Below are 14,290 nucleotides of genomic sequence, written 5' to 3' on the forward strand. Positions count from 1 at the left end.
TTTAGTGTGGTTTAATATATATAAAGTGAAAGTTCTGTCATTTGTAAGTGAAGGAGGGAAGGGATTTGAAGTGGATTGTAAAAGATGTAGAACAGTTTGAGCAAGCAAGAGAGTATGTTGATACAGGAGTAATACCGCTGTTATCAATTTCGGCAGCAAAAGAAATGAAAATGGTTGTAGAACAAGGCGAATTTATCGAATTGTTGAGCACGGAATTGGAAAGAGAGTATAAAGGAAGAGTGCTTTTACTGCCTGCGTTTACGTATTTGGTAGAAAGTCAAAAGAATGAAAAAGGTCGTTTGCAAGAATGGACAAATCATTTACGAAGTGAAGGTTTTAAGCATATTGCTTATGTTACAAGTGATTTTTCATGGAAAGAGGATATGCAAGAGTTACAGGGAGATTTATTTTGGTTTCCTTCATTAGCGTTAGAACAATTTAGTGATCAAGCAAAAAGAGAAGTTATTCATGCGCATATAAAAAATATAATGGTGATGTTGGAAGAGAAATGGGGAAACTCGCAATAAACAGAAAGTTCTTATTATTATGAGTAGTATGATATTGACCTGTGCATGAGCGTATTATATCATGATAGTGTCCTAGTTTTTATTTTTTATATAATTTATCACGAGGGGACAATTTCTGATAGAGGGGGGAAATTTTCGTGAGCGACAAAGAACATCGCGTGTCAAGAAGACAATTTTTAAATTACACACTCACAGGGGTAGGAGGCTTTATGGCTGCCGGTATTTTAATGCCGATGACGCGATTTGCGCTTGATCCGGTGTTAAGAAAAGAAGCGGGAACAGATATGGTTGCTGTTGCGCAAGTAAAGGATATTACAACAGAGCCGAAGCGTTTCGATTTTAAAGTGAAGCAGGTTGATGGTTGGTACAAGTCTGAAGAACCAAAATCGGCTTGGGTTCATAAAGATGAAAGCGGAGACATTGTTGCGTTCTCTCCAGTATGTAAACATTTAGGATGTACAGTTAACTGGAATTCGGACAAAGCACATCCGAATCAATTCTTTTGCCCATGTCACGGGGGGCGTTATACAAAAGATGGGATTAACATTAAAGGTACGCCACCCCTTGCTCCGCTTGATGTGTACGAGTCTAAAGTGAAAGATGGAACGCTGTATCTAGGAAAAGCGAAGCCAAGAGGGGGTGCAAAGTAGATGTTAAATAAAATTTATGATTGGGTGGATGAAAGATTGGATATTACACCAATATGGCGTGATATCGCTGATCATGAAGTACCTGAACATGTAAACCCGGCACATCACTTCTCTGCATTCGTCTATTGCTTTGGAGGACTTACCTTTTTCGTTACTGTAATTCAAATTTTATCTGGAATGTTTTTGACGATGTATTATGTGCCTGATATTAAAAATGCTTGGGAATCAGTTTACTATTTACAAAATGAAGTTGCTTATGGGCAAATTGTTCGTGGTATGCACCACTGGGGTGCTAGTCTCGTAATTGTAATGATGTTTTTACATACACTCAGAGTTTTCTTCCAAGGTGCGTATAAAAAGCCCCGTGAGTTAAACTGGATTGTTGGTGTTCTTATTTTCTTTGTTATGTTAGGTCTTGGTTTTACCGGATATTTATTGCCGTGGGATATGAAAGCTTTATTTGCTACAAAAGTAGGGATTCAAATTGCAGAGCAAACACCGCTCATTGGTCCTTATATTAAAACATTACTCGCTGGTCATTCCGAAATTGTTGGCGCTCAAACATTAACTCGCTTCTTTGCTATTCACGTCTTCTTCTTACCAGCAGCACTTCTAGGTTTAATGGCCTTCCACTTCATCATGATTCGCAAACAAGGTATTTCCGGTCCACTATAAGAGATTGCTAAATTAAAGGGGAAAGAACAAAAGGAGGGAGATTATGCATCGCGGCAAAGGGATGAAGTTTGTAGGAGATTCTCGGGTACCAGTAGCTCGGAAACCAAATATTCCAAAAGACTATTCTGAATACCCAGGGAAAACAGAAGCATTTTGGCCGAACTTCTTGTTAAAAGAATGGATGGTTGGTGCAGTTTTTTTAATCGGTTATTTATGTTTAACAGTGGCGCATCCGTCGCCGCTTGAGAGAATGGCGGACCCAACTGATGCTGGATATATACCACTTCCAGATTGGTATTTCTTATTCTTGTATCAGTTATTAAAGTATTCTTATGCTTCCGGTTCATTTACTGTAATTGGAGCATTTATTATGCCAGGGATTGCGTTTGGAGCATTACTGTTAGCTCCATTTCTTGATCGAGGTCCAGAAAGACGTCCATTGAAGCGTCCTGTGGCAACTGGATTTATGCTTTTAGCAATTGCATCGATTATTTTTTTAACTTGGGAATCTGTAGCACACCACGACTGGGAAGCTGCAAAAAAACAAGGAGCAATTGTAAAAACAGCGCCAGTTGATAAAAATGATGATGGCTATAAATTAATGCAAAAAAATACTTGTTTAACATGTCATGGTGACAATTTACAGGGCGGGGCAGCAGCACCGGCACTGCAAAACTTAACTTTAAAGCCAGAAGAAATTGCTAAAATTGCGAAAGAGGGAAAAGGTTCAATGCCTAAAGGTGTATTTAAAGGTACGGATGAGGAACTGAAGAAGCTTTCGGAATTCGTTGCAAAGTATAATAAAAAATAATAAAAAGCTGACTACAAAATTTGTAGTCAGCTTTTCTATTTAGTTGGATGAAGTTTGTTATAATAGAGTAGGATTTAATGAATGAATTACTTTGCTTGAAAGGTGTTGGACATACGGATTGGTGTACTTGTATGCAATGTTAAGACAACGCTCGGTATTATTATTTTTATTAATTGTTAACATATTAGGTACAATTTACGGATTTATATGGTACGGAAATCAATTGAAAGAAACGTCACCTATATTTTGGCCGTTTGTACCAGATAGTCCTATGGCGAGTCTCTTTTTTGTCTTTGTTTTAATTGCTTTTTTGGCAAAGAGAAACTGGGGATTAATAGAAGCGTTAGCGATTGTAACTTTAATAAAATATGGTATTTGGGCTGTTGTTGTAAACGGGATTATGATTTACGTAAAAGGGCCTATTGGCCTTATGGGCTACATGTTAATGCTTTCGCACTTTGCGATGGCAGTACAAGGATTTTTATATGCTCCATTCTATCGTATAAAAAAATGGCATTTTATAGTAGCAGCTGTGTGGACGTTGCATAACGATGCAATTGATTATTTATTTTGGCAAATGCCGCGATATGGAATTATGCATTTGTTTGTAGAGGAAATTGGTTATTTTACGTTTTGGTTAAGTATTGCTGTACTATGTATTACATATTATTGTTGCTTACGTGAGCAAAGGAAACAATTTTCTTTATGATGGTTAGAACATTTAGGGGGAGAACATGGAGAAAAATAAGAGTGGTACAAAAATATTGGATCGATTGATTACTTTAGTTGTTTCATATAGCATAGCATTTTCTATTTTTGCACTCGCAACAACGGCAGTTGTGTATGGAAAATGGCTGTATTATTTTGAAATTGATTTTTTAAATATTCCTGATTTAGCGGATATGACGAAGGATGAAATTAAAAGAAATTACGATGTGCTTATTACATATTTATCCCCGTTTTATGACGGAGCATTACATTTGCCAACATTAGATATGTCCACAAATGGCCGTATTCATTTTGTAGATGTTAAAAATATTTTAGTAAAGATTCAATATGTGATGTATGCGACAATTATGATTGCAGTGATAGGCGGAATTTATTTATTAAAAAAGAAAAATGAAAAGTTTTTACTGCATGGATCGATTTTAACAATCATTTTTCCGATAGCGCTTATGTTACCAATTGCTATTAATTTTGAAAAGAGTTTTGTATTATTCCATAAACTTTTATTTAGTAATGATTATTGGGTTTTTGATCCTGAAAAAGATCCAATTATATTAATGTTACCAGAAGAGTTCTTTATGCATGCTGCGTGTGCTATTTTATTATTCATTTTAGGTGGTAGTATACTTTGTTACAGTTTATATCGATATTTCGTAAAAAAGAAAAGGATGTCACAGAAAAAATTCTCTGCTTAAAGAGAATTTTTTTCTTTGTAAAATGATAATATATTTTTCGGTCTAGTTCTGTTCTATTCTTGTCCAAATTAACATATTTTGTACTAGTAGTTATAGGGGGGACCGGGATGAAGAGAACATTAATTGGATTGATAGCATTTCTAATTATAATGTTTCCGTTACGTATATATGCTGAAGAGTGGAATGAGCTAACAGGGTTGTTAGACGACTCGTTACAGTTAGTGAAGCGTAATGAAGATGAAAAAGCGGTACAAGTATTACAACATTTCTCGGAGCAATTTTTAATAAAGGGGAATGAAAAGAAGCAGGAAGTAACACCAGATCAAGTTAGAGTTATTTCTTTAGCTTACGATAAGGCGCAACAATCGCTCTCTGAAGAAGGTTTAGGTAAGCAAGCTAAAATTGATAATGTGCTGGCATTACAACTTGCTGTTGATGCACAAGTATCGAAATATCAACCACTTTGGATGGAAAGAGAAAGGAAAGTAATGGATGCCTTTTCTCAAATGGAAAAAGCGATGGAAAAAGAAGATGCTGGGCAGTTTCAACAAACGTTAAATACGTTTTTAAATGAATTCAATATTATTTATCCAAGCTTAATGATTGCTTTGCCAGAAAACGAGGTTCAGCGTGTAAATGTTCATTTATCTTATTTAGATGAATTTCGTAACGTTATGTTAAAAACGAAAGGCGGCCAAATGCAATTAGGGATTATTAAAGGGGATTTGCAAAAGATATTTCACACAGTAAAAAAAGATGAAATTGCACCCTCTCTCATTTGGTTTATGACAATTACTGGGGGACTTATTTTATTCACATTAACTTATGTTGGATGGAGAAAGTATAAAGGAGAGAGAGAAAAAAGAAAAAGTAATGTACATTCTAAAAATAGATAATGCAATAAATAAAGATATGGATTGTAAGGTTTATTCATTGACAATAGTGGCAGAAGAAAATAGAATGAGAAGTACTATAATTAAAACTTCAATGGAGGTTCATGATGTTTTATTTAATTTACTTCGCGATCATAATGATCATACCGTTGTATGCACAGTCAAGAGTACGTAGTGCCTATAGCAAGTATTCACAAGTTTATTCAACATCAGGTATGACAGGAGCGGAAGTGGCTCGAAAAATTTTAGATGAAAATGGATTATACAACGTAGCTGTAGAAGAAACACCAGGTCATTTATCAGACCATTATGATCCAACCGCTAAGACGGTTCGATTATCAACAGATAACTATTATGGACATTCAGTTGCTGGTACAGCAGTTGCAGCACACGAAGTAGGACACGCAATTCAAGATGCAAAAGATTATAAATTTATGCGCGTTCGTCATTCGTTAGTGCCAGTTGCAAACTTTGGTTCGAATATGTCTTGGATTTTCGTCCTAATCGGTATATTTGCACAAATGTCTGGTTTGTTGTTATTAGGTATCATTTTAATGGCAGCAGGTGTTGTGTTCCAGCTCGTTACATTGCCAGTTGAGTTTGATGCGTCAAAGCGCGCAATGCAACAAATTGAAGCGTTAGGTATTGTATCAACAGATGAATATGGGCAAGCTCGTAAAGTATTAAATGCGGCAGCATTAACATATGTAGCAGCTGCAGCTGTAGCGGTATTTGAATTATTACGTCTCGTATTAATGTATACTGGTATGCAGCGTAGCGACGACTAAAGACTATCAATTTTGATAGTCTTTTTTTATTGTATAGATTGAATTATATAATGTATTGCAAATAGAAATAATAGAAGTAATGCGGAAAGGCGGTGGGGGGAAATGAAATATCCAGACCATTTAGTAAAACAAGTGCAAGAGCGCAGTGCTCCTTATCAACTAGAAGGTTTTTTAAGTGGACAAGGTCCTGAAAATCCCAAATTTATGTTGTTAGGAGAAGCGCCTGGTGAAACAGAAATTCATAATGGGATTCCGTTTAGCGGGAGGGCGGGAAAACAATTAATGGATTTTTTAGAGCGTATTGATGTTACAAGGGAAGAAGTATATATTACGAGCGCTGTTCGAAGTAGACCTTATAAATGGCGAGAGAAAAAAGAACGAAATGGTGAAATCATACAAAAAAAGTATAATAGAACGCCAAATCAGGGAGAAATAGTTGCCCATGCGCCTTTGTTAGATTATGAATTAGAGAAAATACATCCGAAGCTTATCGTCACGCTTGGAAATATCGGTCTTCAACGTTTAACAGGAAAAAATAAAAAAATCACAGATATACACGGGCAATTATTAAAACAGCCCATTCAAAAATTAAAGGATATGCAAAGTGCAGAGTTTACATGGTCAGAGAAAGAATATCATGTTTTTCCGACTTTTCATCCAGCTTCCATTTTTTATAATCGGAGTTTATTGGAGCTTATTCATGAGGATTTTGAGAAGCTTAAAAGACTTGTAATAAAAAACTAGAAAAGCTAAGGCGCTTTTCTAGTTACATTTAATTATGTAAAGGGTTTTTATTTTCATCTAACGTAAATCCTTCACCAACTACATCATGTACATCACTTACAGCGACAAAAGCATGAGGATCTACAGAAGTAATGATATTCTTTAATTTCACGATTTCATTTTTAGCAACAACGCAATACAATACGTTACGTTCCACTTTTGTATACGATCCAACAGCTTTTAAAAAGGTTGCTCCGCGCTCCATTTCAGATAAAATTTTGGCAGCAATTTCATCGTTTTTCTCTGAGATAATAGTCGCTCCTTTGGCAGCATAAGCTCCTTCTTGCATAAAATCAATGACTTTAGCACCGATAAAAACAGCAACTAGCGTATACATGCCCTCGCGGTATGATAAATAGGTAAGAATAGAGACTACGATAACGACAGCATCAAACATAAACATTGTTTTCCCCATACTCCAGCCAACATATTTGTGAGCTAGTCGTGCGATAATATCTACACCGCCAGTAGTCCCGCCATATTTAAATATTATTCCAAGGCCGATACCGATAAATGCCCCGGCGAATAAAGCTGCGAGTGTCATATCATTTTGCAAGTTTAAATGTAAGTTGAGTACTTCGTAACGCTGGAAAATCCATAGAAATAAAGATACGCTAAAGGTGCCAATTAATGTATATAAAAATGTCGTTCTGCCAAGTAACCTCCAACCAATAAAAAATATAGGGATATTTAAAATTAAGTTTGAGTAGGAAGGATCAAACTTAAATAAAAAATACAATAATAGTGTAATACCAGTAAATCCACCCTCTGCAAGGTGGTTTTCAATATTGATATTCACAATACCGAAAGAAAATATAGCGGAACCGATTAAAATAAAAATAATATTTCGCATCTTCAATTTTGATGTCATATAGAAATCCCCCTAATTATGTAATGATTGCATTGCTCCGCTGAAACAGTAAAACATAATAATAAGTAATTTCTAGTTGCTAGTGAAAATAGTAAGAATTTGATTGGTGTGGGCTGATCTTTTGCGAAAAGCACAAAAGAAGGTTTCACTTTATCCCGCTCTAACGGCTGGTAGGAGATGAAGCAAAGAAGAGGGGCAAACCAGCCGTAGGAACCCGATTAGTTCAACTAATCTTTTGCAAAAAGCGCAAAAGAAGTTTCACTTTACCCCGTACCAACGGCTGGTAGGAGATAAAGCTCTGAAGAAAGGCAAACCAGCCGTAGGAACCCGATTAGTTCAACTAATCTTTTGCAAAAAAGCGCAAAAGAAGTTTCACTTTACCCCGTACCAACGGCTGGTAGGAGATAAAGCTCTGAAGAAAGGCGAACCAGCCGTAGGAACCCGATTAGTTCAACTAATCTTTTGCAAAAAAACGCAAAAGAAGTTTCGCTTTATTATAGTCTATCCAAAAATGGGTCGCAAATAGGTGTTTGGCGGGGAATAATATTTGTCAAATCGCGATGAATTGGCTAACATGAAAGAGGAAGGATTAGAGGTGAATAGTATGGAAGCAAAAACGATGAAAGATATGCAGAAAGAAGTAGATGCATATATTGGTCAGTTTAAAGAAGGTTATTTCAGTCCGCTTGCAATGATGGCTCGTTTAACGGAAGAAATGGGAGAGCTTGCAAGAGAGGTAAATCATTATTATGGTGAGAAACCGAAGAAAACAACTGAAAAAGAAAGAAGTATTGAAGAAGAGCTTGGAGATGTATTATTTGTTATGATTTGTATGGCAAATAGTTTAAATATTGATTTAGAGACAGCACATAACATTGTAATGAATAAATTTAATACACGTGATAAAGATCGCTGGACACGTATTGATGAGGGAGAGAAAGAATAATGAAAGAAATTAAAGTAATTATCGCCGGACCAAGAGGACGTATGGGACATGAAGCAGTTCTTCTTATGGAAAGAACGGAACATTTTAATTTAGTAGCAGCAGTGGATTATAAGCATGGTGGTGAGAAGATTTCTGATTTACCTGGCATGCCAGCATTACATGCACCGATTTACGCTGATTTACATACTTGTTTAGATGAAGTAGAAGCAGATGTGTTGTTAGATTTAACAACACCAGAAGTGGGGAAACAACACGTTACACTTGCAGTTGAGCGTGGACTTCGTTCGGTTATTGGTACAACTGGATTTACAGAAGAAGAATTGGCACGTTTAACAGAGAATGCAAAAGAAAAAGCAGTAGGAACAATTATTGCTCCAAACTTTGCAATTGGTGCAGTTCTTATGATGAAATTCTCACAAATGGCAGCGAAATATTTCCAAGATGTTGAGGTAATTGAATTACATCATGATCAAAAATTAGACGCACCATCTGGTACAGCTGTAAAAACGGTAGAGTTAATTCGTCAAAATCGTGAATCAAAGCAGCAAGGTCATCCAAATGAAGTAGAGCAACTAGCAGGTGCACGTGGTGCAAATGTAGACGGTATTCACATTCATAGTGTACGTTTGCCAGGGCTTATTGCACACCAAGAAGTAATGTTCGGTGGAGATGGACAAATGTTAACAGTTCGTCATGATTCATTCAATCGTGCATCATTTATGTCAGGTGTAAAACTATCAATTGAGACAGTAATGAACCTTGATCATCTTGTGTACGGTTTAGAAAATATTATCGACTAAAGGGGAGACAACGGATGAAAATTGCCTTAATCGCACATGACAAAAAGAAAAATGATATGGTTTCGTTTGCATACGCATATAAACCAATTTTTGAACAACATGAATTATTTGCAACAGGAACGACAGGGCTTCGTATTATGGAAGCGACTGGATTAGTTGTAACAAGATATCAATCTGGCCCTCTTGGTGGAGATCAAGAAATTGGTGCAATGATTGCAAAGAACGATTTAGATATGGTGATTTTCTTCCGCGATCCATTAACAGCACAGCCGCATGAACCGGATGTGAATGCATTGCTTCGTTTATGTGATGTATATGCGATTCCACTTGCAACGAATATGGCAAGTGCTGAAATGTTAATGCACGCATTAGAGCGAGGAGATTTAGATTATCGTAAGTTAAGAAAATGAGGGGAACAATTATGAGTGGATTACATATATTAGCGTTTGGTGCTCATGCCGATGATGTTGAAATCGGCATGGCTGGTACCATCGCTAAATATACAAAGCAAGGGTATGAAGTAGGTATTTGTGATTTAACAGAAGCTGATCTTTCTTCAAATGGAACGATAGAGTTGAGAAAAGAAGAAGCGAAGGTCGCAGCTCGTATAATGGGAGTAAAAACGAGGCTGAATTTAGCGATGCCAGACCGTGGTTTGTATATGAAAGAAGAGTATATACGTGAAATTGTCAAGGTGATCCGTACATATAAACCAAAACTAGTTTTTGCGCCGTACTATGAAGATCGCCATCCAGATCATGCAAATTGTGCAAAGCTTGTGGAAGAGGCTATTTTTTCAGCAGGAATCCGTAAATATATGCCGGAACTTTCACCACATCGTGTGGAGTCTTTTTATAATTATATGATTAATGGTTTTCATAAACCGAATTTTTGTATAGATATAAGTGAGTACCTCTCTATAAAGGTAGAAGCATTAGAAGCGTATGAAAGTCAGTTTTCAACAGGGAGCGATGGTGTTAAGACACCGTTAACAGAAGGTTACGTTGAAACTGTGATCGCTCGTGAGAAGATGTTTGGAAAAGAAGTTGGAGTCTTGTATGCCGAGGGATTTATGAGTAAGAAACCGGTTTTATTACATGCTGATTTATTAGGGGGATGTAAATGAAATTAAAAATAGGTATTACATGTTATCCTTCTGTAGGTGGTTCTGGAGTTGTTGGAACAGAATTAGGAAAGCAATTGGCGGAACGTGGGCATGAAATTCACTTTATTACATCGGGTTTACCATTCCGATTAAATAAAGTATATCCAAACATTTATTTTCATGAAGTGACGGTAAATCAATACTCTGTATTTCAATATCCACCATACGATTTAGCGTTAGCAAGTAAAATGGCCGAGGTTGCACAAAGAGAAAACCTAGACATTTTACATGTGCATTACGCAATACCACATGCAATTTGTGCATATTTAGCAAAACAAATGATCGGAGAGCGTATTAAAATTGTCACAACCTTGCATGGAACAGATATTACTGTGTTAGGTTCCGACCCTTCGTTAAATAATTTAATTCGTTTTGGTATTGAGCAATCGGATGTTGTTACTGCTGTCTCGCATTCATTAATTAACGAAACACATGAGCTTGTAAAACCAAGTAAAGAAATTCAAACGGTATATAACTTTATAGACGAACGTGTATATTTCAAGCGTAATATGTCTCAATTAAAGAAAGAATATGGTATAAGTGAGAGTGAAAAAGTACTTATTCATATTTCGAATTTCCGTAAAGTGAAACGTGTGCAGGATGTTGTTCAGGCATTTGCTAAAATTGTTAAAGAAGTAGATGCGAAGTTGCTTCTTGTTGGAGACGGACCAGAATTCTGTACGATTTTACAGATAGTGAAGAATTTACATATTGAAGATCGCGTTTTATTCCTAGGGAAGCAAGATAATGTTGCAGAACTACTTGCGATGAGTGATTTAATGTTGCTTCTATCAGAGAAGGAAAGTTTTGGTCTTGTTTTATTAGAAGCAATGGCGTGTGGTGTACCTTGTATCGGAACGCGGGTTGGAGGTATTCCAGAGGTTATTCAACACGGGGAAACAGGATATTTATGTGAAGTTGGCGATACAACAGGAGTGGCAAATCAAGCTATTCAGCTATTAAAGGACGAGGAACTTCACCGTAATATGGGAGAACGAGCAAGAGAAAGTGTTTATGAGCAATTTCGCTCAGAAAAAATTGTTTCACAATATGAAACGATTTACTATGACGTACTAAGGGATGACAAAAATGGAAAGATTTAAAAAAGCTAGTTCTATTATTGAGACATTAAAGCAACAAGGACATGAGGCTTACTTTGTTGGTGGGAGCGTACGAGATCTTATTATCGATAGGCCGATTGGAGATATTGATATTGCGACATCTGCTCTACCAGAAGAAGTGATGGCTATATTCCCAAGAAATGTTCCTGTTGGTCTTGAGCATGGAACTGTAATTGTTGTAGAAAATGGTGAGCCTTATGAGGTAACTACTTTTCGAACAGAAAGCGAATATGAAGATTTTCGAAGACCTAGTAGTGTTCAATTTGTTCGTTCATTAGAAGAGGATTTAAAACGTCGTGATTTCACGATGAATGCAATTGCTATGACAGAAGAAGGCAAAATGGTTGATTTATTTGCTGGACAGGAAGCCATTCAACAGAGAGAAATTGTGACAGTTGGAAATGCTGCGGATCGTTTTCAAGAAGATGCCCTGCGAATGATGCGTGGTATTCGGTTTGTAAGCACGTTAGGTTTTTCATTAGAAATGAAAACGAAGCAAGCGATTGAAACGTATGGGCATTTGCTAGAACATATAGCAATTGAGCGTATTACAGTAGAGTTTGAGAAACTGTTAACTGGTACATATTGTGTGAAAGGTCTCAAAGAATTAGTAGAGACGAAGCTATTTTCTCATTTGCCATATTTACAAATGTCAGAAGAGAGACTGTTAAAAGCTACGCAGTATAAATGGGATTCTTTCGAAACGGATATTGAGGCGTGGGCATTTTTCTTATATTGTATCGGAGAAGAACATCCATCTGTCTTTTTACGTCAATGGAAGTTTTCGAATAAAAAAATAAAAGATATTGTTGCAGTTTTATTGGCAATTCGTACTAGAAAGGAGAAGGATTGGGATACAGTCCTTCTTTATAAAACGGGAATTCATATCGCTGAAATGGCAGAGAGAGTATATGAAGCGATGATTGAAAGCTATAATCCTACATCTATTGAACGAGTACAATCAATGTTTCATGCATTGCCAATCCAGGAGCGTCAAGAAATGAATGTGACTGGTAATGATTTATTAAACTGGGCAAACAAAAAGCCTGGTCCGTGGGTTGCTGAAATGCTTCAGAAAATCGAAGAAGCAATCGTACAAGGAAACGTAGTTAATGAGAAAGAGCGTATAAGGGAGTGGCTGCAAGGATGCAATCTACTATAAGAAAGCAGTTATTGCAAGTTTTTTCTGAAGCGGATGGCGAGTTTGTATCCGGCCAAACAATTAGTGATAAACTTGGTTGTTCAAGAACTGCTGTGTGGAAACATATGGAGGATCTGCGGAGTGAGGGATATGAACTTGAAGCTGTGCGCCGATTAGGTTACCGAATTGCAAGTAAGCCAGACAAAGTGACTGCTAATGAAATTCAGTTAGGGCTACAAACGAAGCGGATTGGTAGAACAGTGTATTTTGAAGAAACTGTTGAATCAACGCAGCACATTGCAGCAAAACTTGCTTATGAAGGTGCAGAAGAAGGAACTGTCGTTGTAGCAGAAGAACAAACAGCGGGAAGAGGTCGTTTAAGCAGAAAATGGCATTCACCAAAAGGAACAGGGATTTGGATGAGTATTATTTTACGCCCATCAATCCCAGTTCATCATGCACCGCAACTTACTTTGTTAGCGGCTGTTAGTGTTGCACAGGCAATTGAAAAATGTACAGGTGTAAACGTAGGAATAAAATGGCCAAATGATATTTTAATTCAAGGTAAAAAGGCTGTAGGTATATTAACAGAAATGCAAGCGGATCCTGATAAAATTAATGCTGTCATTATGGGCATCGGTATTAATGCGAATCAAAAGCAAGAACATTTTGATGAAGAAATTCAGCACATCGCTACTTCATTAGCGATTGAATCAGGTAAGCCGATTGTTCGTGCAGAACTTATGCAACAAATCTATTTACAACTAGAAAAATTATATGAAGAATATTTAAAAAATGGTTTCTCTGTCATTAAAATTCTTTGGGAAAGTTACGCTGTGAGCATCGGGAAAGAAATTACCGCTCGAACAATGAGAGAGACGATTACGGGTGTAGCAAAAGGAATTACAGAGGATGGTGTATTGCTTCTAGAAGACCATGAAGGAAAAGTACATCATATTCATTCTGCAGATATCGAAATTAAGTAAAAGAAGTTCCTCTTTTGGAACTTCTTTTTATTTCAATAGTTTTGAGTTGAATTTGTAACATGATAATAAATTCTTTTCGTATTTAAAGTTCATTTCAAAATAGCTTCCGTCGAGTTGGCCTGGCATGTTATTTGACGATTACTTTGCCTGCCATTCCTTTAAGAAGATGGTATCGACATATTAATTCATATGTACCAGTATTTTTAGGTTTCACGGTAATATTCTTTTCTTTTCCTGACTGGACTACGACGTCAATACCGAGTTTTTTCACTGTAAAGGTGTGCTCGTTTTTACCTTTATTTTTCAATAGTAATGTTGTTGATCCTTCAAGCGGAATCGTGATGACATTTGGATTAAAGTAATCATCATTTAGTTCAACCTCAATCACTTTCGTTAAATCGGTGGGTTGTGTTACGACATGAACTGAGGCAAATACATGGGAGGATCCTAAAGACATCCACCATACAATCATTACAAGCAAACTGCTGAATCGAAATAACCACCTGTTCATAGACATCTGCAATTCTCCTTTGTTAAGTACTTTCCTCAATTAACCTGCATCATTAGTTTAAGAGTTATACTATATAGTTAAATTGATTACAGAAAAAATTAACTTGGACTTTTTTAACATGCGTTGAAAAAACATGTATCTTTTCAGGATTGAATTATCCATAAAAACTGTATAGCATATATACTCTCGTGTTAAATTTCA

Annotated in this window: 18 protein-coding genes; 16 read left to right on the plus strand and 2 right to left on the minus strand. The window is 36.5% G+C overall.

From position 1 onward, the window contains the following. The first annotated feature begins 65 nt into the window (after positions 1-65). The 9 genes from MHB52_RS08235 (at position 66) to MHB52_RS08275 (ending at position 6,509) form a co-directional block, all read left to right on the plus strand. Entirely contained in the window at positions 66-527 is a 462-nt protein-coding gene (locus MHB52_RS08235; RefSeq protein ID WP_000871314.1) for a YpiF family protein, read from the plus strand. 137 nt (positions 528-664) lie between these two features. Then, positions 665-1,177, plus strand: coding sequence for a menaquinol-cytochrome c reductase iron-sulfur subunit (gene qcrA / locus MHB52_RS08240; protein ID WP_001280593.1), 513 nt, complete (start codon positions 665-667; stop codon positions 1,175-1,177). Next, entirely contained in the window at positions 1,178-1,852 is a 675-nt protein-coding gene (gene qcrB / locus MHB52_RS08245) for a menaquinol-cytochrome c reductase cytochrome b subunit (protein ID WP_000932700.1), read from the plus strand. A gap of 43 nt (positions 1,853-1,895) precedes the next feature. Then, positions 1,896-2,663 carry a menaquinol-cytochrome c reductase cytochrome b/c subunit gene (gene qcrC, locus MHB52_RS08250; protein ID WP_000554603.1) on the plus strand — a complete coding sequence of 256 codons (768 nt, stop codon included), beginning with the start codon at positions 1,896-1,898 and terminating at the stop codon, positions 2,661-2,663. Between the two features lie 118 nt (positions 2,664-2,781). After that, positions 2,782-3,372 carry a DUF1405 domain-containing protein gene (locus MHB52_RS08255; protein WP_025967075.1) on the plus strand — a complete coding sequence of 197 codons (591 nt, stop codon included), beginning with the start codon at positions 2,782-2,784 and terminating at the stop codon, positions 3,370-3,372. 25 nt (positions 3,373-3,397) lie between these two features. Then, positions 3,398-4,084 (plus strand): lipoprotein intramolecular transacylase Lit, encoded by a 687-nt coding sequence (gene lit / locus MHB52_RS08260; protein WP_000414377.1) that lies wholly within the window; start codon positions 3,398-3,400, stop codon positions 4,082-4,084. A 107-nt stretch (positions 4,085-4,191) separates the two neighbouring features. After that, a complete protein-coding gene (gene ypjB / locus MHB52_RS08265) occupies positions 4,192-4,980 on the plus strand; it encodes a sporulation protein YpjB (protein ID WP_000831584.1) in 789 nt (262 codons plus the stop codon). Positions 4,981-5,081: 101 nt separating this feature from the next. Beyond that, positions 5,082-5,765 (plus strand): zinc metallopeptidase, encoded by a 684-nt coding sequence (locus MHB52_RS08270; RefSeq protein ID WP_058839490.1) that lies wholly within the window; start codon positions 5,082-5,084, stop codon positions 5,763-5,765. A gap of 102 nt (positions 5,766-5,867) precedes the next feature. Next, the gene (locus tag MHB52_RS08275) at positions 5,868-6,509 is read left to right on the plus strand and encodes a uracil-DNA glycosylase (RefSeq protein WP_016117488.1); all 642 of its coding nucleotides are present in this window, start codon (positions 5,868-5,870) and stop codon (positions 6,507-6,509) included. 28 nt (positions 6,510-6,537) lie between these two features. Here MHB52_RS08275 and MHB52_RS08280 read toward each other — a convergent pair whose 3' ends face one another. Then, positions 6,538-7,419, minus strand: coding sequence for a YitT family protein (locus MHB52_RS08280; protein ID WP_000202121.1), 882 nt, complete (start codon positions 7,417-7,419; stop codon positions 6,538-6,540). A gap of 604 nt (positions 7,420-8,023) precedes the next feature. Here MHB52_RS08280 and MHB52_RS08285 point away from each other — a divergent pair. The 7 genes from MHB52_RS08285 to MHB52_RS08315 are packed head-to-tail and all read left to right on the plus strand — an operon-like array spanning position 8,024 to position 13,578. After that, positions 8,024-8,365, plus strand: coding sequence for a nucleotide pyrophosphohydrolase (locus tag MHB52_RS08285; RefSeq protein ID WP_002108639.1), 342 nt, complete (start codon positions 8,024-8,026; stop codon positions 8,363-8,365). Then, positions 8,365-9,165 (plus strand): dihydrodipicolinate reductase, encoded by an 801-nt coding sequence (dapB, locus tag MHB52_RS08290; RefSeq protein WP_000658810.1) that lies wholly within the window; start codon positions 8,365-8,367, stop codon positions 9,163-9,165. The genes MHB52_RS08285 and dapB overlap by 1 nt, the downstream gene beginning before the upstream one ends. A gap of 14 nt (positions 9,166-9,179) precedes the next feature. Continuing rightward, positions 9,180-9,575 carry a methylglyoxal synthase gene (gene mgsA / locus MHB52_RS08295; protein ID WP_000684765.1) on the plus strand — a complete coding sequence of 132 codons (396 nt, stop codon included), beginning with the start codon at positions 9,180-9,182 and terminating at the stop codon, positions 9,573-9,575. A gap of 11 nt (positions 9,576-9,586) precedes the next feature. Beyond that, positions 9,587-10,291: a bacillithiol biosynthesis deacetylase BshB1 gene (gene bshB1, locus MHB52_RS08300; protein ID WP_000015673.1), complete on the plus strand. Its 705-nt coding sequence runs from the start codon at positions 9,587-9,589 to the stop codon at positions 10,289-10,291. Continuing rightward, a complete protein-coding gene (gene bshA, locus MHB52_RS08305; RefSeq protein WP_000768305.1) occupies positions 10,288-11,433 on the plus strand; it encodes an N-acetyl-alpha-D-glucosaminyl L-malate synthase BshA in 1,146 nt (381 codons plus the stop codon). Before bshB1 ends, bshA begins: the two co-directional genes overlap by 4 nt. Beyond that, complete coding sequence (locus MHB52_RS08310) at positions 11,420-12,613, plus strand: CCA tRNA nucleotidyltransferase (protein WP_016117489.1); 1,194 nt, start codon at positions 11,420-11,422, stop codon at positions 12,611-12,613. The genes bshA and MHB52_RS08310 overlap by 14 nt, the downstream gene beginning before the upstream one ends. Beyond that, a complete protein-coding gene (locus MHB52_RS08315) occupies positions 12,598-13,578 on the plus strand; it encodes a biotin--[acetyl-CoA-carboxylase] ligase (RefSeq protein ID WP_016117490.1) in 981 nt (326 codons plus the stop codon). The genes MHB52_RS08310 and MHB52_RS08315 overlap by 16 nt, the downstream gene beginning before the upstream one ends. 127 nt (positions 13,579-13,705) lie before the next feature. Here the strand turns inward: MHB52_RS08315 and MHB52_RS08320 are convergent, their stop codons facing one another. Next, positions 13,706-14,095: a cupredoxin domain-containing protein gene (locus MHB52_RS08320; RefSeq protein ID WP_016117491.1), complete on the minus strand. Its 390-nt coding sequence runs from the start codon at positions 14,093-14,095 to the stop codon at positions 13,706-13,708. Positions 14,096-14,290: the final 195 nt, after the last annotated feature.

The sequence above is a fragment of the Bacillus sp. FSL K6-0073 genome (assembly GCF_038006085.1).
Classification (GTDB): Bacteria; Bacillota; Bacilli; order Bacillales; family Bacillaceae_G; genus Bacillus_A; species Bacillus_A cereus.

Coding starts and splice junctions, on each gene's coding strand:
- qcrB (WP_000932700.1), top strand. CDS start 1,178: ATGTTAAATAAAATTTATGATTGGGTGGATGAAAGATTGGATATTACA.
- qcrC (WP_000554603.1), top strand. CDS start 1,896: ATGCATCGCGGCAAAGGGATGAAGTTTGTAGGAGATTCTCGGGTACCA.
- lit (WP_000414377.1), top strand. CDS start 3,398: ATGGAGAAAAATAAGAGTGGTACAAAAATATTGGATCGATTGATTACT.
- ypjB (WP_000831584.1), top strand. CDS start 4,192: ATGAAGAGAACATTAATTGGATTGATAGCATTTCTAATTATAATGTTT.
- MHB52_RS08270 (WP_058839490.1), top strand. CDS start 5,082: ATGATGTTTTATTTAATTTACTTCGCGATCATAATGATCATACCGTTG.
- MHB52_RS08275 (WP_016117488.1), top strand. CDS start 5,868: ATGAAATATCCAGACCATTTAGTAAAACAAGTGCAAGAGCGCAGTGCT.
- MHB52_RS08280 (WP_000202121.1), bottom strand. CDS start 7,419: ATGACATCAAAATTGAAGATGCGAAATATTATTTTTATTTTAATCGGT.
- MHB52_RS08285 (WP_002108639.1), top strand. CDS start 8,024: ATGGAAGCAAAAACGATGAAAGATATGCAGAAAGAAGTAGATGCATAT.
- dapB (WP_000658810.1), top strand. CDS start 8,365: ATGAAAGAAATTAAAGTAATTATCGCCGGACCAAGAGGACGTATGGGA.
- mgsA (WP_000684765.1), top strand. CDS start 9,180: ATGAAAATTGCCTTAATCGCACATGACAAAAAGAAAAATGATATGGTT.
- bshB1 (WP_000015673.1), top strand. CDS start 9,587: ATGAGTGGATTACATATATTAGCGTTTGGTGCTCATGCCGATGATGTT.
- bshA (WP_000768305.1), top strand. CDS start 10,288: ATGAAATTAAAAATAGGTATTACATGTTATCCTTCTGTAGGTGGTTCT.
- MHB52_RS08310 (WP_016117489.1), top strand. CDS start 11,420: ATGGAAAGATTTAAAAAAGCTAGTTCTATTATTGAGACATTAAAGCAA.
- MHB52_RS08315 (WP_016117490.1), top strand. CDS start 12,598: ATGCAATCTACTATAAGAAAGCAGTTATTGCAAGTTTTTTCTGAAGCG.
- MHB52_RS08320 (WP_016117491.1), bottom strand. CDS start 14,095: ATGTCTATGAACAGGTGGTTATTTCGATTCAGCAGTTTGCTTGTAATG.